We start from the raw sequence: 21,708 nt of genomic DNA on the forward strand, positions 1-21,708 counted from the left end.
GGGCAACCGGTACCGAACTCCGTGAGGGAAGGACGTTCGCGATGTCCGGAACGAATCGGTGGAACACCATCCAGGCGCGGCAGAGCCGTCGCGGGCTGCGGGCGGCGGTCCCCCTGGCCGCAGTGGCGGTCGCGGCCGCCGCGTGCGGCGGATCCGGCGGCTCGGGCGCCGCCGCGCACCGTCCCGCCGTACCGGTGGCCGCCTCGTCCGCACCGAGCACGTCCGGCGCGGGCGGGACGATCGCGACCGCCAAGACCGGGAACCTGGGGCAGGTCCTGGTCGACGGCCAGGGCCGCACGGTGTACCTGTTCGAGAAGGACACGGGCGGCAAGTCGTCCTGCTCCGGGGCCTGCGCGGCGGTGTGGCCGCCGGTCACCACCACGGCGAAGCCGCATGCCGGCTCCCAGGCGAAGGCGTCGATGCTCGGCACCACCAGCCGGAGCGACGGAAAGACGCAGGTCACCTACGGTGGGCACCCGCTGTACTACTACGCCCCCGACGGCACCGCGAAGGGCAGCGCCAAGGGGCAGGGGCTCAACCAGTTCGGCGCCGGATGGTACGTGGTGTCTCCGGCCGGCAAGAAGGTCGAGAAGGGTGGCTCGTGACCCGCTGCGCCTGAGGTGGCCCGCCGCCGCGGCGGCGGGCCTGCTGGCCGCCGGCTGCGCGTTCGCGACGAACTCGCAGGACCCCGGCCGCCAGCGGGTCGGCTCCGCAGCCGTGCCGAAGCTCGGGCGGATCCTGGTCGACGGCAAGGGGCGCACGCTGTACCTGTTCGCCTCCGACCCGCCGAACCGGTCCACCTGCTTCGGCGCGTGCGCCAGCATCTGGCCGCCGGTCACCACCCAGGGGCGGCCGGGGACGTCCGGCGGAACGCAGGCGGGCATGCTGACCACGATCGCCCGCCCCGACGGGCCCCGCCAGCTCGTCTACGCCGGGCACCCGCTGTACTACTACCAGGCCGACACCGGACGCGGCGACGCCGAGGGCCAGGGGATCACCCAGTTCGGCGCGCCGTGGTTCGCCCTCACCCCCCAGGGACAGATCCAGACCACGGGGAGTGCACATGGTGGCAGCCAGCCCTGACCTCGCCGCGACGCGCCCGCTCGCACCGGCCGCCCTGCGCGGGCTGGCCGCGCTCCTGCTGTTCGGCGTCGGCGCGGTGCACCTCTACGAGTACTTCGCCGACTACTACCGCGTCATCCCGATCATCGGCGACCTGTTCGCGGCGAACTTCGCCAGCGCGGTGGTGCTCGGCCTCTCCCTGCTCGCGCCGCTGGGGTCGCTGCCGCTCGTCCGGTCCCTGCCGCTGCTCGGCCGGGCGCCGCACGCGCTCGTCGCGCTCGGCGGCATCGTGTTCCTGCTCGGCACGATCATCGGCCTGATCCTCAGCGAGCAGGGCACGCTGTTCGGCTTCCACGAATACGGCTACCGGTCCACCGTCTGGCTCGCGCTCGCCCTCGAATCGGCCGCCGTCGTCGTCCTCGCCGCCTACCTGGCCCTGGAGGCCCGCCGGTTGCGCCCGTCAGGGACGCATCATTGACGTTCGCTCGCGGACGGGCGCGCCGTGGCGGAGCCGTGCCGGTGCTGCGGGCCGAGCTCGCGCAGCATGTCCAGCGCCTCCGTCCCGCCGGGCGGCGGGGTGAAGACGCGCAGCCGCTGGTCCGCCGCGGGTGTCGCCAGCACCTCGCAGTCGAAGTCGAGCCGGCCCAGCTCGGGATGGACGATCCGGTACGGGTGCGACCTGCGCACCGCGACCTCGTGCCGGTCCCAGAGCGCCGCGAACTCGGCGCTGGCCGCGCGCAGCCGCGTCACCAGCGCGCGCGAGGCCTCGTCGTCGCCGCGCCGGGTCACCGCGGCGCGCAGGTCGGCGACCAGCTGCCGGGCCTGCTCCTCGCGCTCCTCGGCCGGGAAATGGCTCCGCACGTCCGGCTCGGTGAACCAGCGCAGCACGATGTTGCGGTCCTCCGGCGCCACCGTGCACACGCACCCGAACAGCGCCAGCGCCATGTCGTTCTGCGCCAGCAGGTCACCGAGATCGCCCACGACCTGGACCGGAACGCTGTCCAGCCGGTCGAGGAGGTACAGCAGGCTCGGCCGCAGGTACTCCCCGGCCCGCGCCCCCTCCGGCGGATGGTGCCCGGCGAGCAGGTACAGGTGGTCCCGCTCGTCGATCGTCAGCCGCAGCGCGCGCGTCAGCGCCGCCAGCATCTGGACCGACGGCTGGGAGCTCCGGGCCTGTTCGAGCCGCATGTAGTAGTCGGCCGACATCCCGGCGAGCGCCGCGACCTCCTCGCGGCGCAGTCCCGGTGTCCGCCGCCTCGGCCCCTCGACCAGCCCCACGTCCCGCGGAGCCAGGCGTTCCCGGGACCGGCGCAGGAAATCGGCCAGGTCGTCGCGGTGCATCCCCATATCGGTAGTCGTATCACCCTCGGCCGGACGCATCCCCGGACCCGCGCTCCTAGGGAAACCGCTCCGCTCCTCAACCGTGCGGGAAGACGGCATGGTCGAAGTGCGTCCATCAGATGAGGAAGAGCGGAGATCATGCGATGAAAGCGGTGCGGTTCCACGAGTACGGCGAGATCGACGTCCTGCGGGTCGATGAGGTGGAGCGCCCGGTGCCCGGCCCCGGGCAGGCGCTGGTCGAGGTCCGCGCGGCCGGGATCCAGCCCGGCGAGACCCATATCCGCTCCGGCGAGCTGCACCAGCGGTGGCCGGCGACGTTCCCCTCCGGGCAGGGCAGCGACCTGGCCGGCGTCGTGGTGGAGATCGGCGCGCAGGCGCGCGGGTTCGCGGTGGGCGACGAGGTCATCGGCTTCACCCACCGCAGGGCCAGCCACGCGGAGTTCGTCGCGGTCGACGACGTGAACCTGATCCGGCGTCCGGAGGGACTGGCCTGGGACGTGGCCGGTTCCTTGTACGTGGCCGGCACGACCGCCTACGCCACCGTCTTCGCGGTCGACCCCGGACCGGGCGACACGGTCGTCGTGTCCGGAGCGGCGGGCGGCGTCGGATCCCTCGCCGTGCAGCTCGCGCGGCGGCGCGGCGCCACGGTGATCGGGCTCGCGAGCAAGCCGAACCACGCCTGGTTGACCGACCACGATGTCGTGCCGGTCGAGTACGGGGAAGGTGCGGCCGAGCGAATCCGGAAGGCCTCCGGCGGGAAAGTCGACGCGTTCATCGACACGTTCGGCGACGGCTACGTGGACCTTGCGGTGGAGCTGGGCGTGCGGCCCGAACGGATCAACACGATCCGCGACTGGGAGGCCGCCGCCAAGGTCGGTGCGCGGACCTACGGAGAAGGCGCGGCGGCCTCCGCGGTCGTCCTCGGCGAGCTGGCCCGGCTAGCCGCACGCGGAGAACTCGAAGTCCCGATCGCCAGCACCTACCCGCTGGAGCAGGTCCAGGACGCCTACCGCGAGCTGGAACGCCGCCACACCCACGGCAAGATCGTCCTCCGCCCCTAACCCGCCACCGGATCGGTGATCCGTGCTCGGTCGTTGTCGTGGTCGGAGAGGAACGACGCCAGGGACCGGGCCTCCTCGGTGACGGCGGTGCGGTCGGCTCGGGTGAAGCGGCGCAGCGGGGTGACGGTCACGGTGCCGGCATCGACGCTCCAGGTCGCGGCGACCCGGCCGTCGACCAGGACCATCCGGGCGCCCGTGACCGACAGGCCGCGGTGAGCGTCGTCGATGATCCGGCTGCGGTCGTGGTAACCGAGGATCGCGTTGTCGAACGCCGGCAGGAACCGCACCGGGGCGGGCGTGTCGGGATCGGGACGCGGCGCGTCGGGAAGATCCAGGAGTTCCCGGCCCCGCTCGTCGCGGAAGGCGACCAGCTCCTCGCGCATGGCGGCGATCGCGGCGGGCAGTCCCGCGAGACCGCACCAGGCGCGCAGATCGGCCGAGGCGGCGGGGCCGAACGCGGCCAGGTAGCGCCGTACCAGGGTCTGGCCCACCGGGTCGGAGCCGTCCGGCGATGGAGGGTCGATCTCGCGGCCGAGCCAGGAGGAGAGCGGGACGTTGAGCACTCCGGCTCTCGTCCGCCAGAGACCGCGTGGCGGAATCTGCACCATCGGGACGAGGGCCGCGACCAGCATCTCGCCCAGTGCCCGCGGCGACGGGTCCGGCCAGCGGTCGGCGAGCGCCCGCGCCAGGTCCGCCATCGAGCGCGGTTCGCCGTCCGCCATCACCGCCCGTCCCGCCGCCGCGAGTTCGTCGAGATCCACCCCGTCGAGCTCGCGACGATAGACCCCGAGGGCCCGCTGGCGCAGCATCGGGTCGTGGCGGGCCCGCCAGGAGAGCGCGTCCTCGGCTGTGACGAGGTGGACGGTGCGGCGCATGAGGTGGGTCCGCACCATGCGCCGTCCGGTCAGCAGGTTCGACAGCGACGCCGGGTCGAACGCGCGCAGCCGCGACCAGAGCCCGACGAACGGTTCCTGCGGTTCCTGCGCCTGCAGGCCGCAGAGGTGCGCGACCGCGTCGACGACCGGCATGTCGGCGCGGTCGAGCAGCAGCTGCCGGGCGAGCGTCGCGCGGCCCAGCGCCCGGGTACCGAGGACGGTCATGCCGCGGCCCGCTCGTCGGCCGGTCGCCGGCGCAGCGCGAGCGGATGATGTCCGGTGGCCTCGATGCCGCGGTTGAGGATGGTGCCCAGGCAGTAGGGGCTGATCTGGCTGCCGGTGCGGCCAAGCGCGCGCACCCTCACTGGTACGTCCTTGTCGTCGGAGTGGCGGTCAGGAGGCGTTGTAGTCGCTGACGACGTCCACGACCCATGTGACGCCGAACCGATCCGTGAGCATCCCGTAGAGAGGTGCCCACTGCGCAGGGCCGAGCATCTGCCGGATGCTCGCGCCCTCGGAGAGCTTTTCCCAGTACGCGGTGATCTCCTCGGACGTCTCGCCGCGCAGCGATACGAAGAACGCGTTCTCGCCCTGGTTCCACGGCAGGTTCGAGGGCACGTCGTAGGCCATCACGCGGAAACCACCGGCGGCGGCCACCTGGCCCCACATCACCTGGTCCGCCTCGGACGGCTCCTGGACGTTTCCGGCGTCCTTGTAGGTGACCACGGCCATGTCCCCGCCGAACGCGGACCGGTAGAAGGTCAGCGCCTCGCGGGCGTCGCCTCGGAAGTTCAGGTGGGTCACAACGTTGACGGCCATTGCAGGCTCCTTTTGCTCGATTCGTCTGGCTCGGTCTCCACCGTCGCAGGGGTAGCGGACAGGATGTGGCCGCTTCTTCGGGCAATATCGGGAGCATGCAGAAGACCTCAGCGCGGCTGCTGGAGCTGCTCTCGCTGCTCCAGGCGCGGCGGGACTGGCCGGGCGCGCTGCTGGCCGAGCGCCTGGACGTCAGCCCGCGCACCGTGCGCCGCGATGTCGACCGCCTGCGCGAGCTCGGCTACCCCATCGCGGCGATCAAGGGTCCGGACGGCGGGTACCGGCTCGCGGCCGGTACGGAGCTGCCCCCGCTGCTGTTCGACGACGAGCAGGCCGTCGCCCTCGCCGTCGCCCTCCAGATCGCCGCCACCACCGGCGCCGGCATCTCGGACGGCGCCGTGCGCGCGCTGGCCACCATCAGGCAGGTCATGCCCGCCCGGCTGCGCCACCGGATCGACACCGTGCAGGTCACCGCCGTCGAGCGGCCTGTGTCCCGGCCGGACCCGCAGGTCGACGGCGGCGTGATCATGGCCCTCGGCACCGCCGTCCACGCCCGCGAGGTGCTGCGCTTCGACTACGTCCCGGCATCCCCGCCGGACCGCGACGGCGTGCAGCCCCCGCCGCGCCGAGTGCAGCCCCACCACCTCGTCACCTGGGGCGGGCGCTGGTATCTCGTCGCCTGGGACCTCGACCGCGAGGACTGGCGCACCTTCCGCGCCGACCGGATCTCCCCGCGCGCCCCCACAGGGCCCCGCTTCACCCCGCGCGAACTGCCCGGCGGCGACGTGGCGGCGTTCGTGGCCGGCCATTTCCGCGGCTCCGACGGCTCGGCCGACTGGCCCTGCCGCGGCGAGGTGATCCTCGACCTGCCCGCCGCGGTCGTGTCCCGCTACACCCGCGACGGACTCGTCGAGGAACTCGCCCCGAACCGCTGCCGGCTCGTCCTGGGCTCGTGGTCATGGCCCGGCCTGGCCGCCGCCATCGGCCGCTTCGACGCCGACTTCGAGGTCGTCGGCCCCGCCGAACTCAAGGACGCCTGCGCACACCTGGCCCGCCGCTACACCACCGCCGCCGGATTTGCTCAACGCTAACGCTGCAGCACAATCACGCCGAGCGGTGAAAGAGTTCGAGCGCGATGCCGTCAGGGTCGCGAAAGGTAAGGGCCAATCCTGCGCGGCCGGTGTCGGCGATCGGAGTGAAGTCGACCTCCAGCATCTCGAGGCGTTGCTGCCAGGCCAGGAGTTCCTGATGAGTGTCGACTCGGAAGGCGAGATGGTCCAAGCCGACCCTGCGTTCGTCGAACGGACCGACACTGGCGGGAAAGTGCTGCTGAAGCACCAGAACCATGCCGCTGCTCGAATGCCGGCACAAGGTCCGCCGCCATTGCGGGGTGGTCTCAGTGGCGGCGACGACGAAGCCGAGGACTTCGCAATACCAGGCGACACTCCGATCTGCGTCACGCACCGTCAGCGTCACATGACCCCAGCCCGACAGTCCGGTCACATCGACCGACTCTAGCGTTCTGGCAGCGTCGGGTGGGGAGGCGTGGGCGCGATGTCGACCATGCTGCTGGTGATCGCGAATCGTTCGTGGTCTCGCCAGGCTCCATCGATGTACAGCAACTCCGGCGAGTAGCCCTCATGGCGGAATCCGACTCGTCGGGCCAGCTTGAGGGAGGCGTGGTTCTCGGGCTGTATCTGCGCTTCGAGCCGGTGAAGCCGCAACTGCTCGAAGGCGTAGCGCACGACCAGCGCGAGCCCTTCGGTCATGTAGCCCTGGCCGGCGGTGGGCGCGAAGGCGGCATAGGCGATGGAAGCGGATTGGAAGCGTCCCCGAATGATGCTGTTGATGTTGACCACGCCGGCGATGGCTCCACTGTCGCGCACGCAGATCAGCACCGATTCCTCGTTGGGCTGCGCGTACCGCGTCACGTAAGCCCGGTACAACTCTGGCGTGGACGGCAGAGCCATCCACGGGCCGTGCAGTTCCGCACTGGCGCTCACCAGGTCGAGGAACTCCTTCTCGTCACGGCTGGCGAGACGCCGCAGCGTCACCCGGCCGGACGCGTTCCGTTGGTTGTCCAGGAAGGCTTCGATCGCCGCATCGTCCACGAACGGAACGGTACCGGGCACCTGGACAGCCGGGGCAACCATTACAGGACGGCGGGGCTTCTGCGTTCGAGGCTCCCAGCAGGGCGGTACCGATGCGTTGGCCGCGGGCGTGGGGGCTGATGTAGACGCTGCGCTCCACCACTCCGGCGTAGCAGCAACGGTCGGACACGGGGCTGGCGGCGACGTCGCTACCCGGGTCTGCGTCGCGGCGTTCCATGGCCCGGCCGGCGACACCGGCGGACTGTTGACGCGGCATGGCGTCCATCCAGCTAGCCGACGGGCTTGGCAGCCTGGACGACGGCGGCGTGCAGCCCATCACCGGTGTCAGCGGTGCGGGTGATCCTGATGGCGGTGAACCCGGCGGCGCGCAGCTCACAGCGGTACTCCTCGGCGGTGAGGGCGGAGGCGGCACAACCGATGCGCTGCTCTGCGGCGACGCGTTCGCCGGGCTCGGGGATGATGTCGCTGACGCCGAAGCGGCCGCCGGGCCGCAGGACGCGGAAGGCTTCGGCGAGGACGCGGGCCTTGTCGGTCGCGAGGTTGATGACGCAGTTGGAGATGGCCACGTCCACGCTCGCGGCGGGAAGCGGGATGTCGTCGATGTGGCCGCGCAGGAAGCGGACGTTGCCGGCTCCGGCCTGGGTGGCGTTGGCGCGGGCGAGGGTGAGCATGTCGTCGCTGGCGTCCAGGCCGTAGGCGATCCCGGACGGGCCGACGCGGCGGGCCGACAACAGCACGTCCAGACCGCCGCCTGACCCGAGGTCGAGCACGGTCTCGCCGGGGCGCAGCTCGGCGACCGCGAGCGGGTTGCCGCATCCCAAGCTCGCACGCAGGGCGGCCTCGGGTACCTCGTCCTCGGCCTGGTAGGCGGCGGCGCCGAAGCAGGAGTCACCGCACTGACTTCCGTCGTGCGGGGTGTCTCCGGCGAGGGCGGCTCGGGCGAGACCGGAGTAGCGGGCAACGATGGCGTCCGTGGTGTGGGAGTCGGGCATCAGTCGCCTCCTTCGGGTGGGCAGGTCGGCGCGACCGGTGCGGGACGTCCCATGACCAGATCGGCGGCGGTGGGGAAGCAGTCCACGCACGCGGTGTTGATCCGGTAGAAGCGGGACGTGCCCTGCTGGTCGACCAGGACGAACCGGACCTCGGCCAGCACCTTGAGGTGTGCGGACACGGTCGACTGCCCGACATGGACGGCATCGACGATCTCGCCGACGCTCATCGGCCGCCCCTGCCGGGCGAGCAGGGACACGATCTGGATGCGCGTCGGATCGGCCAGAGCCTTGAACCAGGACGCGTACTCGGTGGCGGTGGCCCGATCGAGCGGCCCGTTCTCTTCATTCATCGTCCATCGACGATAAACGATGGAACGACGCCATGGAAGAGCGGCGACCGATGCCGGGACTCGTCAGGCGCCCCCAGGCAGGAGTTCGGCGAGCAGGGCGCGAACGCGGACGTCGATCTCATCGCGGATGGGACGGATCTGCTCGGCCGGCCGACCGGCGGGGTCGGGAAGCTGCCAGTCCAGGTACCGCTTGCCGGGGAACACGGGGCAGGCGTCGCCGCATCCCATGGTGATGACCACGTCGGCGGCCTGGACGGCTTCACCGGTCAACGGCTTGGGGACCTGCCCTGCCAGGTCAAGCCCGAGTTCAGCCATCACCTCGGCGACGGCGGGGGTGATGGCGTCGGCGGGCGCGGACCCGGCCGAGCGGACGCGGACCCGTCCGGCGGCGTGGTGGTCGAGCAGGGCGGCGGCCATCTGGGAGCGTCCGGCGTTGTGGACGCACACGAACAGCACCTCGGGGGTCTGGCTCATGGGGTCTTCGGTGCCGGTCACGAAACAGCGGCGGTGACGCGCGGCCCGAGGACCGCCGACAGCCGTTCCAGGACGCCGGGGTTGAGCCAGTAGTAGACCCAGGTCCCGCGCCGCTCGGAGTCGATCAGGCCGGCCTGCTTGAGCACCTTCAGGTGATGGCTGATCGTGGGGGCCGTCAGCTCGAACGCGGCGGTCAGGTCGCACACGCACGCCTCGCCGCCCTCATGGGAGGCGATCAACGAGAGCAGCCGCAACCGGACGGGGTCGGCGATCGCCTTGAACAGCGGCGCCAGCTCACCCGCCTCGGCCTCGCTCAACGGCTCGCAGACCAGGGGCGCACAACACGCCCCCTCGCCATCGACAGGGTTCACGATCGACAACAGCTGCTTAGACATAGCTCTAATTTGACATCCATCTATTCAGAAGCGCAAACTCGGGCCACCAGCTACTTAGACGGACATCTAAGCAGCGCCCAACGAGGCACCGCCCTCGACACGAGGAGGAACCGTATGTCCCGCGTCCAGCTCGCATTGCGCGTGTCCGACCTGGAAGGCTCGATCGCCTTCTACTCCAAGCTGTTCGGCGCCGAGCCGGCCAAGCTCCGGCCGGGCTACGCCAACTTCGCCATCACCGAGCCACCGCTCAAGCTGGTTCTGATCGAGGGCGAGGACGGCGAGCCGACCCGCATGGACCACCTCGGCGTCGAGGTCGAGGACTCCGGGCTCGTCACCGACGCGACCCGCCGCCTCGCCGACGCCGGGCTCGCCACCCTGGAGGAGAACGACACCTCCTGCTGCTACGCCGTGCAGGACAAAGTCTGGGTCCACGGCCCCGGCGGCGAACCCTGGGAGGTCTACACGGTCAAGGCCGACGCCGACACCCTCGGCGCCGCGTCCGGATGCGCCTGCACCTGATCGACGCCCCAGGCCCGCGTGCTCGCTCCGCACGCGCGCATGGTCATCGTCAGCCGCGGCCCCTCACGGGCGCAGAGTTCTCGGACGTCTGGGAAGCCCGCAAGAAATCCCATACCGCCAGCATGCGGACATACGGCGATGTCGCAGTCTCCGGTTACGGTCGCCGACATGATCTTGAGCAGCCCCTGCCTTCCAGGAAGCCGATCAATGACATCGACATTGTCGAGGTGGACGGACACCTCTTGTTCTTCATCGCCGAGTACGGCGGCGGCGCTTGGATCTGGAACCCGGCCGAGCACGTCTGGGCCAAGCCGCCCCTTCGGCCGCCCTTCGAGCAGTACCCCGACGACGACGATCCCGACGTCGACTGTGTGGCGGCGGAACTGCACGACGATCGCCTGATCATCGTCAGCGGCAGCGAGAACCACGCCATGGTCACCTGGGACCTGCGAAGCGGCGAACTGCTTCGGGAGGTGGACGAGGAGGACGACCCCGTCACCTCGGTGACCGTCCCATGCTGATCACGGGTGGCCACGACGGAATGGTCGGCGTCTGGGACCTGCGGTCCGGGCAACGGACGGCCTGGTGGGAGACCGGGGACAAGGAGCCGGCGAGGGGTGTCGCGCTGACCTCGGTCGACGGACGTCCGGTCGCGGTGGCGGGTGGCGAGAGCGGCCAGGTGCAGGTGTGGGCGCTCGACGACACCGACCGGCCGCTCATCGCGACGCTGCCCGTCCACGAGGAACGCATCAACGCCCTGGACCGTCGCGATCACGCCGCGGGAAAAGGATTGGACGGGCTGATGCTCGGGCTTGTAACTTGCAGGCGTCCGTGACACCGCCCGAGGAGGTGAGACCCATGAACGCTGTATCGATGTGGGTGCTCCCCCTTCCCGTCACGGCTGGGCGATTGATGTAGGTGTCGCTGGGAGCGCCTCACCAACAAGGCACTCCCGAAAGGCAACACCATGCACTCTCCGCAGCCCACCACCGAACCGGCGTCGAACGACAGGGTCGAGCGCGACTCCCCCGTGGACGACGGCGCCGATCGCGCGCCCCTCATGTTCGATGTGATCATTGCCGGGTGCGGGCCGACCGGTGCGATGCTGGCCGCCGAATTGCGGCTACACGACGTACGGGTACTCGTCCTGGAGAAGGAAACCGAGCCCGTATCGTTCGTCCGCATCGTCGGTCTGCACATTCGCAGCCTCGAGCTGATGGCAATGCGCGGACTGCTGGACCGCATCCGCGAACACGGAAGGCAACGTCCGGCCGCCGGATTCTTCGCCGCCATCAACAAACCCGCGCCCAAGGACCTGGACTCCGCGCACGCCTATCTGCTGGGCATCCCGCAGCCGGTCATCGTTCGCCTCCTCGAAGAACATGCGGTCGAACTGGGTGCGCAGGTCCGGCGCGGTTGTTCGGTGGCCGGTTTCGAGCAGGACGACGAGGGTGTCACCGTCGAACTGGCCGACGGCGAACGGCTGCGTTCGCGCTACCTCGTCGGCTGTGACGGCGGACGCAGTGCGGTGCGCAAGCTACTCGGCGTCGGCTTTCCCGGCGAGCCTTCGCGGACCGAGACGCTGATGGGCGAGATGGAAGTCGGCGTGCCGCAGGAGGAGATCGCCGCCAAGGTCACCGAAATCCAAAAGACCAACAAGCAATTCTGGCTCCGGCCCTTCGGCCAGGGAACATATAGCGTCGTAGTCCCCGCCGCGGGAGTCAGCGATCGCGCGGAACCGCCCACCCTCGAGGATTTCAAACAACAGCTGTGCACCATCGCCGGAACCGATTTCGGCGTGCACTCCCCGCGCTGGCTGTCCCGCTTCGGCGATGCCACCCGGCTGGCCGAACGCTATCGGATCGGGCGGGTGCTGCTGGCCGGTGATGCGGCGCACATCCACCCACCCACCGGCGGACAGGGCCTCAACCTGGGCGTTCAGGACGCGTTCAACCTCGGCTGGAAACTGGCCGCACAGATCCGCGGCTGGGCACCGGAAGCACTGTTGGACACCTACCAGGCCGAACGTCACCCGGTCGCCGAGGAAGTGCTGGACAACACCCGCGCCCAGATGGAACTGCACTCCCCCGAACCGGGCCCGCAGGCCGTGCGCAGGCTGCTCACCGAGCTGATGGACTTCGACGAGGTGAACCGCTACCTGATCGAGAAGATCACCGCGATCGGCATCCGCTACGACTTCGGCGAAGGCCCCGACCTGCTCGGCCGCCGCCTGCGCGACATCGACCTGAAACGGGGCCACCTCTACGGCCTGCTGCATCGCGGCCGCGGCCTGCTGCTGGACCGCACCGAACGCCTGACCGTCGGCGGCTGGTCGGACCGAGTCGACTACCTCGCGGATCCCACTGCGGCACTGGATGCCCCATGCGTCCTGCTACGCCCCGACGGCCACGTCGCCTGGATCGGCGACGACCAGCAGGACCTGGACGACCACCTCTCCCGCTGGTTCGGCAAACCCGCCAACTGATTCCGCCTAAGCGCCCAAGAATGAACGCGAACACGCTCGTCTCAAGCCGAAATCACGGCCGGGACTGGTCCATGTAGTCATCCCACGAATACGTGGCAAGCCGCGACGGCGATCAGCAAAGGGATCGGCCTCTTACCGACACCCGCTTTCGATCATTCTTGGGTGCCCTGCGTACGGTGAGTCGGTCGTGACCGGGCCGTGAGACGGGACCGGCCGGAACAGGCCGCAACCCCGGCTCGCAGCCCGGTCACGACCGCCTGGCTGCGTCAGGCGCCAGGACGCGCTTGTGATAGCTCACAATGTCTCGGACCTCAACGGTGACCTGCGTGTTCAACCCTGCTCCCGGCTTGATGTGGTCACCCAACACTGCGAGAGCCAGCCTCCCAAGACGGGCTTTGACCTCGGAATCGCGGCCGGGAAGAATCGCCAGGTCGACATGAACCATCGCCTCACCGGCTTCGCCGCTACCGATGACCGCTTCACCGATCGCCCGGAAGCGAGTCTTGAAGTCCGACAGGGCGCCGCCGATCAGCTCCGCCGCGGCAGGGTGCAACGTCGGCGCAAATCCACGCCGATCGAACACCTCGCCTAGGGCCTCCGAGTACTCAACCGTGATTTGTGGCATATCGCTCTCATATAGAAGAAGCAATCAGGGTCACGCAACGGAACCCATTATCGCCGTCGAACATATCTGCCTGGTAGAGCCAGCGAACCCGACAGAGTCGCGCAGGGCGATCGCCCATACTGAGGGTTGGCCGTGGCCCCGTTGACCTACCGGAGAGCCAGGCTTTCTGCCGGGCGCGTAAGCGGCGGAGCTTAACGACCTGCGCTCGGCCCGTGCCGCAGGTGACCGTGACCGCCCCTTGATCCCTGCTGGTTACACGCCGCCCAGCCGTCGACCTGCACTGACCCAGCCTGCGGCGCACGTTCGCGAACGAGTGGCCGACAGCGTCGCAGGGCTGTTGAGGCAGGCGCGGGAACGTGGACTCGCCTTGGACGTTGCAGCTTCGCTTCAAGAGTGCCACTATCCGCCGATGACTCCGTTGAGGTTGATGGAAACCACCCCTGGGGCGTTCTCGCTGCTGCTTGATGCAGGAACGACCCGAGTGGACGAACTCGTCGAGGAGCTCGGCCACGAGCCGAACGGCTATTTCTGGGAGGGCGTCGCACAATTCCTCATCAGCACGGAGGCGCAGACCCTCGAAGGGCGCTTCTCGTATGACCCGGAAGGCGACATGTTCTGCGCGTACGGCGATGACCGAAGCGCTCTCGAAGAGCTGGCTACTCTGATGAGTTCTGTTGCCACAGACGGCGATCGAATGCGGAAGCTCATCACGTCGGCCGAGGCCACTGGCTTCGAATTCGATGACTGATCACTCCGTGGTCCGACCGACGGGCTCCATACCCGTCCAGCACCGCCACGAGCACCCGCGCAGCCAATGCTGAGCATCTCGCACAGATCGATCCGGGATGCTCGTTCGCGCGAATGGCGCGACCAGATGGGCAGACGCTTCGCGCGAACGAGCGCCCCGGACTAGCGGGCTCAGAGCGGCGCAGCCCAGTGATGGCCGGCGTGCTCGCGGATCAGACTTTAGGTCGATGTGCGATGGGGCGGGTCTGAGAATCATGGCGGTATGTCGCAGCACGGACGACAGACAACCGGACGGAACAGGCCGCACGCCCGGCGCGCCGGAGCGGGCGCCCGTCGCGCCGCCCGTGTCGTGCTGCTGGACGAGGTAGCGGCATCGCCACTCACAGACCGGATTCAGCGTGTGCGCCGCGCCGAGGCTTTCGGCGACTGTTCAGCGGTGGCGCGGGGCGTACATGATGACGGCCATCCCGGCGAGGCAGATGACGGCTCCGGCGATGTCGTACCGATCGGGCCGGTAACCATCGGCGATCACTCCCCAAATGATCGAACCGGCTACGAAGATGCCGCCGTAGGCAGCCAGCACTCGTCCGAAGTGTCCGTCCGGCTGCCCTGTCGCCACGAAGCCATAAGCGCCGAGCGCAACGATCCCGGCGCCGATCCAGGCCCATCCGCGGTGCTCGCGTACACCCTGCCAGACGAGCCACGCCCCACCGATCTCAAAGAGCGCCGCAAGGAGAAACAAGGCGATCGAACGAACTACGAGCACGATGAGCAATCCCCGTCCGTGGTGCGGTGCGGCTTTCCGGGTGAGCTGGCCGGGTCGGTGAACAGTTCGTCCAGCAGGCCGGCGGCGTCGCTGGGCGCGCGGACTTCCAAACGCACCATGCCCCCGGCAAGGTGTAGGCGGAAGTCGAAGAAGGGACAGCATTGCTGCTCGGCGGCCGCCAGCTCGGCGACCCGCCCGGCACGCTCGGCGGGCATGCTCAGCCGCACACCGTCGCTGATCCGCTCACAGGTGGCGCCTCGTAGGAGCACTCGCCACTGTGCGGCACGCTTTTGCATGTCCTCACTGTTCAAGGAGCAGGCGACCGGCGCTGTCCGCCATGCTTCGTCCTCGGCATCCTGCCCTGCACGATGCGCCGCCACCGAGAGGGGTGCCTTTGAGCCGGTGGCTTCCGGATCGAGAAACCCGCACTGCGGGTCGCATCGTCCTTCCCGCTCGGGTAGTGCGTCCAGATGGTTCGCCGCGCCCCGCAAGGTGGCAATGAACTCGGCCGTCTCCACCGCGCGCTGCTCGGCTTCGGCGATCCTGCACGCCAAGCGCGGCCGCAGGTCGGCTCGAACCTGGGCGCACGACCCGTCCTCCCAGACCTGGAGCAGTTCCGCGATTTCCTCAAGTGGCAAACCGAGTCGCTTGGCCGCACCGATGAAGCTCAGCCGTTCAAAAGCCATCTCGTCGTACACCCGGTACCCGGCCGGGGTCCGGCCCGCAGGCAACAGACCCGCAGTCTCGTAGAAGCGCAGCGTTGTAGCTGGCACGCCACTTCGTTCGGCAAGCTGGGAAATCCGCAGGTCATCCATAGCGATCACGGTAAACCTTCGAGCCAACTCGAAGGTCAACCCCCCGCACTGCTGCGCTCACAGATCCCTGGTGGCCAAGGACGGGCACGCAGACGTCGTCACCCGGGGGCGAGGTGACGGTGCGTCGGCGTCGACACCCTCGGTCCCTGACGCGCTGGTCTTCACCGGCATCAAGGACGGGCCGCTTCGGCGTAGCGGCTTCAACAAGGTCACACGCTGGAGAGCCGTCCCGAACCTGCGCTTCCATGACCATCGGCACGCCGGCAACGCCCTCGACGCCGGGCTGCTTTTCACCATCCGCTTGGACAGTCCGCACACGTCCCGCTCGGTGATGGTTCCGGTCCGCGCTGCTCGGCAGGAAGGCTATCCGCACCGGCGGCGCGGAACGGGTCCGGCGGCGTGCACTGCCGCAGGACGGGCGGTGGTCTATTCGGTGATCCCGGCGTAGGCGATGACCTTCGTGGGGCGCAGCCGGACGACGACCTCGCCGGGCACTCCGTTGCGCTTGCCGAGTTCCTCGGCCTGGTCCGGGCCCGCGTACCGGGCGCCGGCCCGGGTGGCGACATCGACCAGCTCGTCCAGATCCTCGCTCAAGGTCACCTCGCCGCGGGCCTCGACGTAGGCGAAGGGCGGGGCGTCGTCGTCGACGCACAGCGCCGCGCGCGCATCACGCCGCAGGTTGCGGGCCTTGGCCGCCTGGCCGTTGGTGGTGAACGCGAACGCTTCACCGTCGAAGACGTACCAGACGGGAGTGATGTGCGGCGTGCCGTCAGGTCCGACCGTGGAGAACTTCCCCGTGCGGGCCCCGCGCGTGACGAACTCGTGCCACTCCTGTGTCGACATGGTGTGCATCGGACTCCCCTTCCTTCGGTGCGCCCCGAGGCGGATACCGCGGAGCGCTCAGTGGCCGCTCACCCGGTCCTGGTGCGGTGGCGGGCGGGCACCGACGCCGCGACCAGCTCATAGGAGTCCGCGACCAGGTCCTTGACCAGCGTGGCGGTGATCTCCCGGCCCGCGGCCAGGGAGATCCAGTGCCTCTTGTTCAGGTACCGGCCCACCGTGATCGATTCGTGCCGCTGCCGCAGCGACCGCGCATACTCGGGCTCGGCCTTCACGGTGATGATCTGCTCGTGCGGGTCGTCGGTGACGATGAGGAAGACCTTCCCCGCCACCTTGTAGACGTCCAGCTTGTCGGTGAACGGCCGTCCGTGACTGACACCCGGAAGCTCACCGGCCGTGCTGCGGGCCAGACGCTGGAGTCGATTTCCGGTGATGGCCATGGCCGGCTCACGCTGTGCCGAACCGCGCCGGGTCGACCGGCCGACGCGACTTGGGCAGATTGGCGACCACCAGCCGGTAGGACTCGGTGACCAGCTCCTTCACGAGCTTCTTGTCGATCGAATCGCCCGGAGACAGCGTGATCCAGTGCCGCTTGTTCATGTGATAGCCCGGGGTGATCTCCGCATACGCCTCGCACAAGGCCTGGGCGTCGTCCGGACGCGACTTCAAGATCACCACCGGCCGGCCGAGCACCTCGGTCACCAACATGAACCATTTGTCCACGACCCTGACGGCTTCCCAACCAGGCTCGAAGGAATACAGCGTGGTCGCCGGCAACTCCTCAGCCCGCTTCTGCGCCGTGTCCTGCAAAGCCTTCCCGTTCAACGCGGCAACCTCCTCCTCGGTTGCGAGTACGGGAGCGCGACCTCGGCACGCCCACCGCCCACCGTCACCCCAACTCCATCACCGAACGCTTCAACAGGCATCTCTTCCCCGCTTCAGCCCCATACCCGCCTGGTAGCACATCCGCACAGGAAGCGGTCACCTGTACGCAAAGGATCCACTGACGCTCAGACCGGGCGACCCGCAGACATCCACGCGACCGCGCTCGACCCGCACGTGGTCTTGTCGCCTCCAGCGGGCCACTCGGCTGTGTTCCTGGGCGAACGCAGCGAGTTGACCCGCGCTGCTCCAGCCCAGTGATCTTGGATGGTGGCGTACCACAATGACCCGCCTCCCCGTCAATCTCCCTCTCGTGACTCCCTCATCGCTGCACTGCTCGATGTGGAGTTCGAACGGCGCGTGACTCCGATCCTGGTCCGGTGGCTCTACGTCCCGGCCCTCGTCGTGATCGGCTTCGGAACGCTGTTCGGCCTGCTCCGGGTGTGGTCGCTCGCCTCGCGGATGGGCTGGGCCATGTGGCTGGCCGCGCCGATCGTCGTCGGCCTGGGCCTGGCCGTGCTCCTGGTCGTCCGGATCATCTGCGAACGCATCATCTCCAAGACCCAACCTGTCCCCCCGCCAGCACCCCCGGCCGACGCGCCACCTGTGCAGCCTCCAGGTGCTCACCGACCCTGACCCGGCACCCTCCCGCACAGCGAGCGCCGCGATGACGGTTTGCGTTAGAGCGCACTCCAGCTCCTAGGTTCACAAGCATGCGTTACCTCAAACTTGGAACGACCGGACTGGAAGTCTCTGCCATCACCCTCGGCTGCATGAGCTTCGGCGAGCCGGACCGGGGCGGCGAGCCCTGGTCGCTGGGCGCGGACGCCAGCCGGGACATCATCAAGCAGGCCCTTGAGAGCGGCGTCAACTTCCTCGACACGGCCAATGGGTACAGCGCCGGAAGCAGCGAGGAGATCGTCGGCCAGGCGGTCAAGGACTTCACCCGGCGCGAGGAGGTCGTTCTCGCCACCAAGGTCTGGATGCGGATGCGCCCCGGCCCCAACGGCGCCGGGCTGTCCCGCAAGGCGATCTTCGCCGAGCTCGACGCCTCCCTGAAGCGACTGGGGACCGACTACATCGACCTGTACCAGATCCACCGCTGGGACTATGACACCCCGATCGAGGAAACCCTCGAGGCGCTGCACGACGCGGTCAAGTCCGGGAAGGTCCGCTACATCGGAGCCTCTTCCATGCACGCCTGGCAGTTCACCAAGGCCCTGTACCTGGCCGACCTGAACGGCTGGACCCGGTTCGTGTCGATGCAGGACCACTACAACCTCATCCACCGGGAAGCAGAGCGGGAGATGCTCCCGCTCTGCGCCGACCAGGGCATCGGCGTGATCCCGTGGAGCCCGCTGGCGCGGGGCAGGCTGACGCGGGGCCGCGACACCGCCACGGCGCGTGCCGAGACCGATGCGGGCGGCAAGATCCTCTACCGCGACGAGGACCAGATGGTGGCCGAGCGCGTCCACGAGATCGCGGGCAAGCGGGGTCTGTCCCCGGCCCAGGTCGCCCTGGCCTGGGTCATGCGCAACCCGGCGGTGACCTCGCCCATCGTCGGGGTCACCAAGCCGAACCAGCTGGCCGACGCGGTCGCCGCGGTGGACGTCGAACTCGACGACGACGAGGCCGCCTACCTGGAGGAGCCCTACCAGCCACACGAGGCCGCCTACCTGCAGGAGTCCTTCTACAAGCGGCAGCCTGTGGCGGGCTCCCGGTAGTCCGGGCCTGGGCGCGCGGCGTAGCCGCTGTTCTTCCCCCACCTTCCTCCCCCGGGCCCCGACGAGACCTGTACTGAGCGACGGACAGGTTCCGTCAAGGGGGCCATAGGCCATCACGTAGTGAAGCCGTAAACGCCCTTGATGGGTTCTGGCCGTCGCCATCCTCGACAAATCGGCGTCGGGGGCCCGCGGATTTCCACCTCAACTTGCAACACATCCCTGTGCCGAGGATGGCTTGTGCCCGTACTCGGTGCAGCGGCGCGGCCCCCGTGGCGGCCGGACGGGGCGGGGCCAGCGGACGCGTCGCGATGCGCGGCCCGGCGCGGCCGTCCGGTGACCGACGCCCACGCCGCACGCTCCGGGCGGCCAGGCGCGAGGCCGCGCAGCGGCCTGAGCGCCGCCGCCCCTCGAGGGTCGGCAAGATGGCGGCGCGCGAACTCAAGAAGTCGAAGAAGACCAAGAAGCCCAAGAAGCCACGCACGGACCCGGACGGCTCCGGTGAGACATCGGGCACGTAGCGGGCACGGCGGCTGATGAACAAGAAAGGCCCAGCGTCAGTGATACCTCACTGGCCTGGGCCTTCATCAGTGGAGCGGGTGACGGGAATCGAACCCGCGCTGTCAGCTTGGGAAAGTTAATTCACGTCCGAATTGTCCATTAGGAAAATCGGCCATCCCTCGTTAAAGTGCAGGTCGGCAGTCTAATTGGGCTGCCATACAGTCCGTCTAATTATCACCCGATCATCCATGATCCACTGATGGAAACGTGATAGATGATCAAGGTGACGAGAGGTGGCCAGGCATGGGGTTCGTCCGCACCTACAACAACAAGAAGTCGACCCGCTACCAGGCCCTGTACATGGACCACAAGGGCAAACAGCGCTCAGCCGGGACATTCTCCACATACAAGGAAGCCCAACGGGCCTGGCAGGCCGCAGAAGTCAAGATCAGGGAAGGTATTCCATGGGACCACGCTCGCAGAAAACAAAGGTTCCGGAATTACGTCGAAGATACCTGGCTACCCAATCACCGCATGGAACCGAGCACGAGGCAGGATTACGTCTCGGCCATCTACAAGCACATCATGCCCTACTTCGGCGATACGCGAATGAACGAGATCTTCCCTGAGCACATCCAACAGTGGATCACTCACCTCAAAGCAAAGGGCGTTACACCACGCAGGATCCAGTACTGCAAGGTGTCAGTCCTGAATGCGATATTCACCACCGCACTGCGCGACCATGTGGTCGTCATTCACCCGAGCCGCGGGATCGAAACAGACCCGGTACCGGAGAAGATACGGAAGATCATCACCGTCGACCAGTTCGATGCGATCTACCGGCGCCTGCCAGACTCGGACGCGCAGCTCCTCATCGAAACGGACATCGAAAGCGGGCTTCGCTGGGGAGAACTTACCGAACTGCGCGTCAAGGACCTCGACTTCACCACCGGCATCCTCACCATCAGCCGCGCAGTCATCGAACTCACCCGTAAGAACCATCCGGAGGGCAAGCGCTTCCTGGTCAAGGATTATCCCAAGAACCGAAAGCACCGACGCTTCAGGCTCAGCGCCCAGATCGTCGCCAAGCTCAAGGCCCATGTAGAAGCACACGGGCTGAAGCTCGACGACCTCTTCTTCTCACGCCGCGACGTGGCAGCGGAACCACACCTCGAAGTTGCTGCCACCGGGAACTTGGAGTTCGAGGCTCCCAACAGACGTACCTACACCCACGGCACGATCACCGCCTACAGCCTGGGCAAGTGCAAGTGCGATCACTGCCGGGCCGCCTACGCCGCCTACCGAGCCAAGCGTCGCGCCAGCGGCAAGGACAGCCCACGTCGCCCGCGTGCCATCGACACCGACCCCCACATCCCGGCCAACTGGTTCCGCAAGTACTGCTGGTATCCAGCTCGAGACGCAGCCGGACTCGACTGGTCGCCCCGCATCCATGACCTACGCCACGCTCACGCCTCATGGCTCCTCGCCGGCGGCGCCGACCTTCAGGTCGTCAAGGAACGCCTCGGCCACCTCAAGCTCGCGACAACAGAGAAGTACCTCCACAGCCTGCCCAACGCCGACGAAACCGCTCTGACAGCACTGGACAAGATACGGAGCACCGCAGCACGCTCTCAGGCTGAGCCGCCCGCCACGGACGCTCAGTCGGATACCGCTAACCAGGAGATCGCCCGACTCCGAGCCGTGATCGCCGACCTGACCATCGCCCAACACAGCAACACCGCACCTCACCTCCGTCTCGTCTAGCAGGGCAACTGGGCGTCCCGTCTTGCGGGACGCCCAGCCACTTGCTCACCGCCGATGAAGGCGGGCGCCATCGCCCCTCAGCGCCCCGTTTCACACCGTTCTTGTGCTTGCGTCCTTCGCCCGCCAGTGACGGCCGGTGCCACCAAGGTATGGGCCAAGCCCCCCGGCTGTCCTGCACTTCGTTGCGGTCCTCGCCCGCCGGCGAGGGCGGGCGCCACCGCGCTAGGGGTGCAGGCCGCGCGATCACGCCCATCACGGTTGCGATCCTCGCCCGCCGGTGACGGCGGGCGCCACAGCACCTGAAGTGCCATCACAACCCAGTGTAATCAAATGCACACTAAGGCAAGGCGCACCAAAAGGCACGGAATACACCAAAAGCACTTCGGAACCCCCAGGAGATCTACTGCTCGCTTGGGGTTCCGAAGCCACAGCAGGAGTGCGCCACATTTAACGCCGCCGACGCACCCTGACGGCCTTCACGGACTGGCGGGGACTGTCTGAAAGTCTGTGGGTGAGGCGGTGATCGGTTTTCAGTTCAGGGTGATGCGGTCACCGTAGTGCAGCGA

The 21,708-nt window shown here is 68.4% G+C and carries 30 protein-coding genes; 14 read left to right on the forward strand and 16 right to left on the reverse strand.

The window, feature by feature from the left end; all coding sequences use genetic code 11:
* The first annotated feature begins 41 nt into the window (after window positions 1-41).
* Genes ABD296_RS13585 through ABD296_RS13595 form a run of 3 tightly spaced genes read left to right on the forward strand, consistent with a single transcriptional unit; the run spans window position 42 to window position 1,540 of the window.
* The gene (locus ABD296_RS13585; protein WP_344265902.1) at window positions 42-605 is read left to right on the forward strand and encodes a COG4315 family predicted lipoprotein; all 564 of its coding nucleotides are present in this window, start codon (window positions 42-44) and stop codon (window positions 603-605) included.
* Entirely contained in the window at window positions 595-1,083 is a 489-nt protein-coding gene (locus ABD296_RS13590; protein ID WP_344265905.1) for a COG4315 family predicted lipoprotein, read from the forward strand. The genes ABD296_RS13585 and ABD296_RS13590 overlap by 11 nt, the downstream gene beginning before the upstream one ends.
* Entirely contained in the window at window positions 1,064-1,540 is a 477-nt protein-coding gene (locus ABD296_RS13595) for a hypothetical protein (RefSeq protein WP_344265908.1), read from the forward strand. The genes ABD296_RS13590 and ABD296_RS13595 overlap by 20 nt, the downstream gene beginning before the upstream one ends.
* On the opposite strand, the gene ABD296_RS13600 is transcribed toward ABD296_RS13595, so the two are convergent.
* Window positions 1,534-2,403, reverse strand: a complete 870-nt coding sequence (locus ABD296_RS13600) for a helix-turn-helix transcriptional regulator (protein ID WP_344265912.1) — start codon at window positions 2,401-2,403, stop codon at window positions 1,534-1,536. The genes ABD296_RS13595 and ABD296_RS13600 overlap by 7 nt on opposite strands.
* A gap of 143 nt (window positions 2,404-2,546) precedes the next feature.
* Here ABD296_RS13600 and ABD296_RS13605 point away from each other — a divergent pair, with 143 nt between their 5' ends.
* Entirely contained in the window at window positions 2,547-3,464 is a 918-nt protein-coding gene (locus tag ABD296_RS13605; RefSeq protein ID WP_344265915.1) for an NADP-dependent oxidoreductase, read from the forward strand.
* On the opposite strand, the gene ABD296_RS13610 is transcribed toward ABD296_RS13605, so the two are convergent.
* Genes ABD296_RS13610 through ABD296_RS13620 form a run of 3 tightly spaced genes read right to left on the reverse strand, consistent with a single transcriptional unit; the run spans window position 3,461 to window position 5,158 of the window.
* The gene (locus ABD296_RS13610) at window positions 3,461-4,564 is read right to left on the reverse strand and encodes a winged helix DNA-binding domain-containing protein (protein ID WP_344265918.1); all 1,104 of its coding nucleotides are present in this window, start codon (window positions 4,562-4,564) and stop codon (window positions 3,461-3,463) included. The genes ABD296_RS13605 and ABD296_RS13610 overlap by 4 nt on opposite strands.
* Window positions 4,561-4,704, reverse strand: a complete 144-nt coding sequence (locus ABD296_RS13615; RefSeq protein ID WP_344265921.1) for a hypothetical protein — start codon at window positions 4,702-4,704, stop codon at window positions 4,561-4,563. The genes ABD296_RS13610 and ABD296_RS13615 overlap by 4 nt, the downstream gene beginning before the upstream one ends.
* Before the next feature lie 28 nt (window positions 4,705-4,732).
* Window positions 4,733-5,158 carry a VOC family protein gene (locus ABD296_RS13620; protein ID WP_344265924.1) on the reverse strand — a complete coding sequence of 142 codons (426 nt, stop codon included), beginning with the start codon at window positions 5,156-5,158 and terminating at the stop codon, window positions 4,733-4,735.
* 95 nt (window positions 5,159-5,253) lie between these two features.
* Here ABD296_RS13620 and ABD296_RS13625 point away from each other — a divergent pair, with 95 nt between their 5' ends.
* Window positions 5,254-6,246 carry a helix-turn-helix transcriptional regulator gene (locus ABD296_RS13625; protein WP_344265927.1) on the forward strand — a complete coding sequence of 331 codons (993 nt, stop codon included), beginning with the start codon at window positions 5,254-5,256 and terminating at the stop codon, window positions 6,244-6,246.
* A gap of 13 nt (window positions 6,247-6,259) precedes the next feature.
* Here the strand turns inward: ABD296_RS13625 and ABD296_RS13630 are convergent, their stop codons facing one another.
* The 6 genes from ABD296_RS13630 to ABD296_RS13655 form a co-directional block, all read right to left on the reverse strand.
* Window positions 6,260-6,658, reverse strand: coding sequence for a VOC family protein (locus ABD296_RS13630; RefSeq protein ID WP_344265930.1), 399 nt, complete (start codon window positions 6,656-6,658; stop codon window positions 6,260-6,262).
* Between the two features lie 11 nt (window positions 6,659-6,669).
* A complete protein-coding gene (locus tag ABD296_RS13635; RefSeq protein ID WP_344265933.1) occupies window positions 6,670-7,266 on the reverse strand; it encodes a GNAT family N-acetyltransferase in 597 nt (198 codons plus the stop codon).
* Between the two features lie 269 nt (window positions 7,267-7,535).
* Window positions 7,536-8,258: a methyltransferase domain-containing protein gene (locus ABD296_RS13640; RefSeq protein WP_344265936.1), complete on the reverse strand. Its 723-nt coding sequence runs from the start codon at window positions 8,256-8,258 to the stop codon at window positions 7,536-7,538.
* Window positions 8,258-8,608, reverse strand: a complete 351-nt coding sequence (locus ABD296_RS13645; RefSeq protein ID WP_344265939.1) for an ArsR/SmtB family transcription factor — start codon at window positions 8,606-8,608, stop codon at window positions 8,258-8,260. The genes ABD296_RS13640 and ABD296_RS13645 overlap by 1 nt, the downstream gene beginning before the upstream one ends.
* Before the next feature lie 63 nt (window positions 8,609-8,671).
* Window positions 8,672-9,082 (reverse strand): arsenate reductase ArsC, encoded by a 411-nt coding sequence (locus tag ABD296_RS13650; protein WP_344265942.1) that lies wholly within the window; start codon window positions 9,080-9,082, stop codon window positions 8,672-8,674.
* A gap of 17 nt (window positions 9,083-9,099) precedes the next feature.
* Window positions 9,100-9,477 (reverse strand): metalloregulator ArsR/SmtB family transcription factor, encoded by a 378-nt coding sequence (locus ABD296_RS13655; protein WP_344265945.1) that lies wholly within the window; start codon window positions 9,475-9,477, stop codon window positions 9,100-9,102.
* A 114-nt stretch (window positions 9,478-9,591) separates the two neighbouring features.
* Between ABD296_RS13655 and ABD296_RS13660 the strand changes: the two genes are divergently transcribed.
* The 4 genes from ABD296_RS13660 (at window position 9,592) to rox (ending at window position 12,481) form a co-directional block, all read left to right on the forward strand.
* A complete protein-coding gene (locus tag ABD296_RS13660) occupies window positions 9,592-9,996 on the forward strand; it encodes an ArsI/CadI family heavy metal resistance metalloenzyme (protein ID WP_344265948.1) in 405 nt (134 codons plus the stop codon).
* Window positions 9,981-10,517, forward strand: coding sequence for a WD40 repeat domain-containing protein (locus ABD296_RS13665; RefSeq protein ID WP_344265951.1), 537 nt, complete (start codon window positions 9,981-9,983; stop codon window positions 10,515-10,517). The genes ABD296_RS13660 and ABD296_RS13665 overlap by 16 nt, the downstream gene beginning before the upstream one ends.
* The gene (locus ABD296_RS13670) at window positions 10,511-10,831 is read left to right on the forward strand and encodes a WD40 repeat domain-containing protein (protein ID WP_344265954.1); all 321 of its coding nucleotides are present in this window, start codon (window positions 10,511-10,513) and stop codon (window positions 10,829-10,831) included. The genes ABD296_RS13665 and ABD296_RS13670 overlap by 7 nt, the downstream gene beginning before the upstream one ends.
* A 225-nt stretch (window positions 10,832-11,056) precedes the next feature.
* Window positions 11,057-12,481: a rifampin monooxygenase gene (gene rox / locus ABD296_RS13675; protein WP_344265984.1), complete on the forward strand. Its 1,425-nt coding sequence runs from the start codon at window positions 11,057-11,059 to the stop codon at window positions 12,479-12,481.
* Window positions 12,482-12,728: 247 nt separating this feature from the next.
* Here rox and ABD296_RS13680 read toward each other — a convergent pair whose 3' ends face one another.
* Window positions 12,729-13,106 carry a 5-carboxymethyl-2-hydroxymuconate Delta-isomerase gene (locus tag ABD296_RS13680; protein ID WP_344265957.1) on the reverse strand — a complete coding sequence of 126 codons (378 nt, stop codon included), beginning with the start codon at window positions 13,104-13,106 and terminating at the stop codon, window positions 12,729-12,731.
* Window positions 13,107-13,515: 409 nt separating this feature from the next.
* Between ABD296_RS13680 and ABD296_RS13685 the strand changes: the two genes are divergently transcribed.
* Entirely contained in the window at window positions 13,516-13,854 is a 339-nt protein-coding gene (locus ABD296_RS13685) for an Imm51 family immunity protein (RefSeq protein ID WP_344265960.1), read from the forward strand.
* A gap of 429 nt (window positions 13,855-14,283) precedes the next feature.
* Here the strand turns inward: ABD296_RS13685 and ABD296_RS13690 are convergent, their stop codons facing one another.
* Complete coding sequence (locus ABD296_RS13690) at window positions 14,284-14,619, reverse strand: YnfA family protein (RefSeq protein WP_344265987.1); 336 nt, start codon at window positions 14,617-14,619, stop codon at window positions 14,284-14,286.
* Window positions 14,610-15,434, reverse strand: a complete 825-nt coding sequence (locus ABD296_RS13695; RefSeq protein ID WP_344265962.1) for a MerR family transcriptional regulator — start codon at window positions 15,432-15,434, stop codon at window positions 14,610-14,612. Before ABD296_RS13695 ends, ABD296_RS13690 begins: the two co-directional genes overlap by 10 nt.
* 70 nt (window positions 15,435-15,504) lie before the next feature.
* On the opposite strand from ABD296_RS13695, the gene ABD296_RS13700 reads away from it, so the two are divergent.
* Window positions 15,505-15,882: a hypothetical protein gene (locus tag ABD296_RS13700; RefSeq protein ID WP_344265964.1), complete on the forward strand. Its 378-nt coding sequence runs from the start codon at window positions 15,505-15,507 to the stop codon at window positions 15,880-15,882.
* Here the strand turns inward: ABD296_RS13700 and ABD296_RS13705 are convergent.
* From ABD296_RS13705 to ABD296_RS13715, 3 genes are all read right to left on the reverse strand, one after another.
* Window positions 15,861-16,277 carry a PPOX class F420-dependent oxidoreductase gene (locus tag ABD296_RS13705; protein ID WP_344265966.1) on the reverse strand — a complete coding sequence of 139 codons (417 nt, stop codon included), beginning with the start codon at window positions 16,275-16,277 and terminating at the stop codon, window positions 15,861-15,863. The two genes, ABD296_RS13700 and ABD296_RS13705, sit on opposite strands and share 22 nt — an antisense overlap.
* 68 nt (window positions 16,278-16,345) lie before the next feature.
* The gene (locus tag ABD296_RS13710; protein WP_344265969.1) at window positions 16,346-16,714 is read right to left on the reverse strand and encodes an MmcQ/YjbR family DNA-binding protein; all 369 of its coding nucleotides are present in this window, start codon (window positions 16,712-16,714) and stop codon (window positions 16,346-16,348) included.
* Window positions 16,715-16,721: 7 nt separating this feature from the next.
* Window positions 16,722-17,099, reverse strand: a complete 378-nt coding sequence (locus ABD296_RS13715) for an MmcQ/YjbR family DNA-binding protein (RefSeq protein ID WP_344265972.1) — start codon at window positions 17,097-17,099, stop codon at window positions 16,722-16,724.
* 324 nt (window positions 17,100-17,423) lie between these two features.
* Between ABD296_RS13715 and ABD296_RS13720 the strand changes: the two genes are divergently transcribed.
* The 3 genes from ABD296_RS13720 (at window position 17,424) to ABD296_RS13730 (ending at window position 21,142) form a co-directional block, all read left to right on the forward strand.
* Window positions 17,424-17,792 (forward strand): DUF4282 domain-containing protein, encoded by a 369-nt coding sequence (locus tag ABD296_RS13720; protein WP_344265975.1) that lies wholly within the window; start codon window positions 17,424-17,426, stop codon window positions 17,790-17,792.
* Between the two features lie 77 nt (window positions 17,793-17,869).
* Complete coding sequence (locus ABD296_RS13725; RefSeq protein WP_344265977.1) at window positions 17,870-18,880, forward strand: aldo/keto reductase; 1,011 nt, start codon at window positions 17,870-17,872, stop codon at window positions 18,878-18,880.
* 801 nt (window positions 18,881-19,681) lie between these two features.
* On the forward strand, window positions 19,682-21,142 hold the full coding sequence (locus ABD296_RS13730) for a tyrosine-type recombinase/integrase (RefSeq protein ID WP_344265979.1): 1,461 nt from the start codon (window positions 19,682-19,684) through the stop codon (window positions 21,140-21,142).
* Window positions 21,143-21,708: the final 566 nt, after the last annotated feature.

The sequence above is a fragment of the Actinomadura napierensis genome, assembly GCF_039529375.1.
GTDB lineage: Bacteria > Actinomycetota > Actinomycetes > Streptosporangiales > Streptosporangiaceae > Spirillospora > Spirillospora napierensis.

Bases quoted from the DNA above. Each gene is read 5' to 3' on its own strand.
- ABD296_RS13585 (WP_344265902.1), top strand. From the start codon at position 42: ATGTCCGGAACGAATCGGTGGAACACCATCCAGGCGCGGCAGAGCCGT.
- ABD296_RS13595 (WP_344265908.1), top strand. From the start codon at position 1,064: ATGGTGGCAGCCAGCCCTGACCTCGCCGCGACGCGCCCGCTCGCACCG.
- ABD296_RS13600 (WP_344265912.1), bottom strand. From the start codon at position 2,403: ATGCACCGCGACGACCTGGCCGATTTCCTGCGCCGGTCCCGGGAACGC.
- ABD296_RS13605 (WP_344265915.1), top strand. From the start codon at position 2,547: ATGAAAGCGGTGCGGTTCCACGAGTACGGCGAGATCGACGTCCTGCGG.
- ABD296_RS13610 (WP_344265918.1), bottom strand. From the start codon at position 4,564: ATGACCGTCCTCGGTACCCGGGCGCTGGGCCGCGCGACGCTCGCCCGG.
- ABD296_RS13620 (WP_344265924.1), bottom strand. From the start codon at position 5,158: ATGGCCGTCAACGTTGTGACCCACCTGAACTTCCGAGGCGACGCCCGC.
- ABD296_RS13625 (WP_344265927.1), top strand. From the start codon at position 5,254: ATGCAGAAGACCTCAGCGCGGCTGCTGGAGCTGCTCTCGCTGCTCCAG.
- ABD296_RS13640 (WP_344265936.1), bottom strand. From the start codon at position 8,258: ATGCCCGACTCCCACACCACGGACGCCATCGTTGCCCGCTACTCCGGT.
- ABD296_RS13645 (WP_344265939.1), bottom strand. From the start codon at position 8,608: ATGAATGAAGAGAACGGGCCGCTCGATCGGGCCACCGCCACCGAGTAC.
- ABD296_RS13650 (WP_344265942.1), bottom strand. From the start codon at position 9,082: ATGAGCCAGACCCCCGAGGTGCTGTTCGTGTGCGTCCACAACGCCGGA.
- ABD296_RS13655 (WP_344265945.1), bottom strand. From the start codon at position 9,477: ATGTCTAAGCAGCTGTTGTCGATCGTGAACCCTGTCGATGGCGAGGGG.
- ABD296_RS13660 (WP_344265948.1), top strand. From the start codon at position 9,592: ATGTCCCGCGTCCAGCTCGCATTGCGCGTGTCCGACCTGGAAGGCTCG.
- ABD296_RS13665 (WP_344265951.1), top strand. From the start codon at position 9,981: ATGCGCCTGCACCTGATCGACGCCCCAGGCCCGCGTGCTCGCTCCGCA.
- ABD296_RS13670 (WP_344265954.1), top strand. From the start codon at position 10,511: ATGCTGATCACGGGTGGCCACGACGGAATGGTCGGCGTCTGGGACCTG.
- rox (WP_344265984.1), top strand. From the start codon at position 11,057: ATGTTCGATGTGATCATTGCCGGGTGCGGGCCGACCGGTGCGATGCTG.
- ABD296_RS13680 (WP_344265957.1), bottom strand. From the start codon at position 13,106: ATGCCACAAATCACGGTTGAGTACTCGGAGGCCCTAGGCGAGGTGTTC.
- ABD296_RS13685 (WP_344265960.1), top strand. From the start codon at position 13,516: ATGACTCCGTTGAGGTTGATGGAAACCACCCCTGGGGCGTTCTCGCTG.
- ABD296_RS13695 (WP_344265962.1), bottom strand. From the start codon at position 15,434: ATGGATGACCTGCGGATTTCCCAGCTTGCCGAACGAAGTGGCGTGCCA.
- ABD296_RS13705 (WP_344265966.1), bottom strand. From the start codon at position 16,277: ATGTCGACACAGGAGTGGCACGAGTTCGTCACGCGCGGGGCCCGCACG.
- ABD296_RS13710 (WP_344265969.1), bottom strand. From the start codon at position 16,714: ATGGCCATCACCGGAAATCGACTCCAGCGTCTGGCCCGCAGCACGGCC.
- ABD296_RS13720 (WP_344265975.1), top strand. From the start codon at position 17,424: ATGGTGGCGTACCACAATGACCCGCCTCCCCGTCAATCTCCCTCTCGT.
- ABD296_RS13725 (WP_344265977.1), top strand. From the start codon at position 17,870: ATGCGTTACCTCAAACTTGGAACGACCGGACTGGAAGTCTCTGCCATC.
- ABD296_RS13730 (WP_344265979.1), top strand. From the start codon at position 19,682: ATGGGGTTCGTCCGCACCTACAACAACAAGAAGTCGACCCGCTACCAG.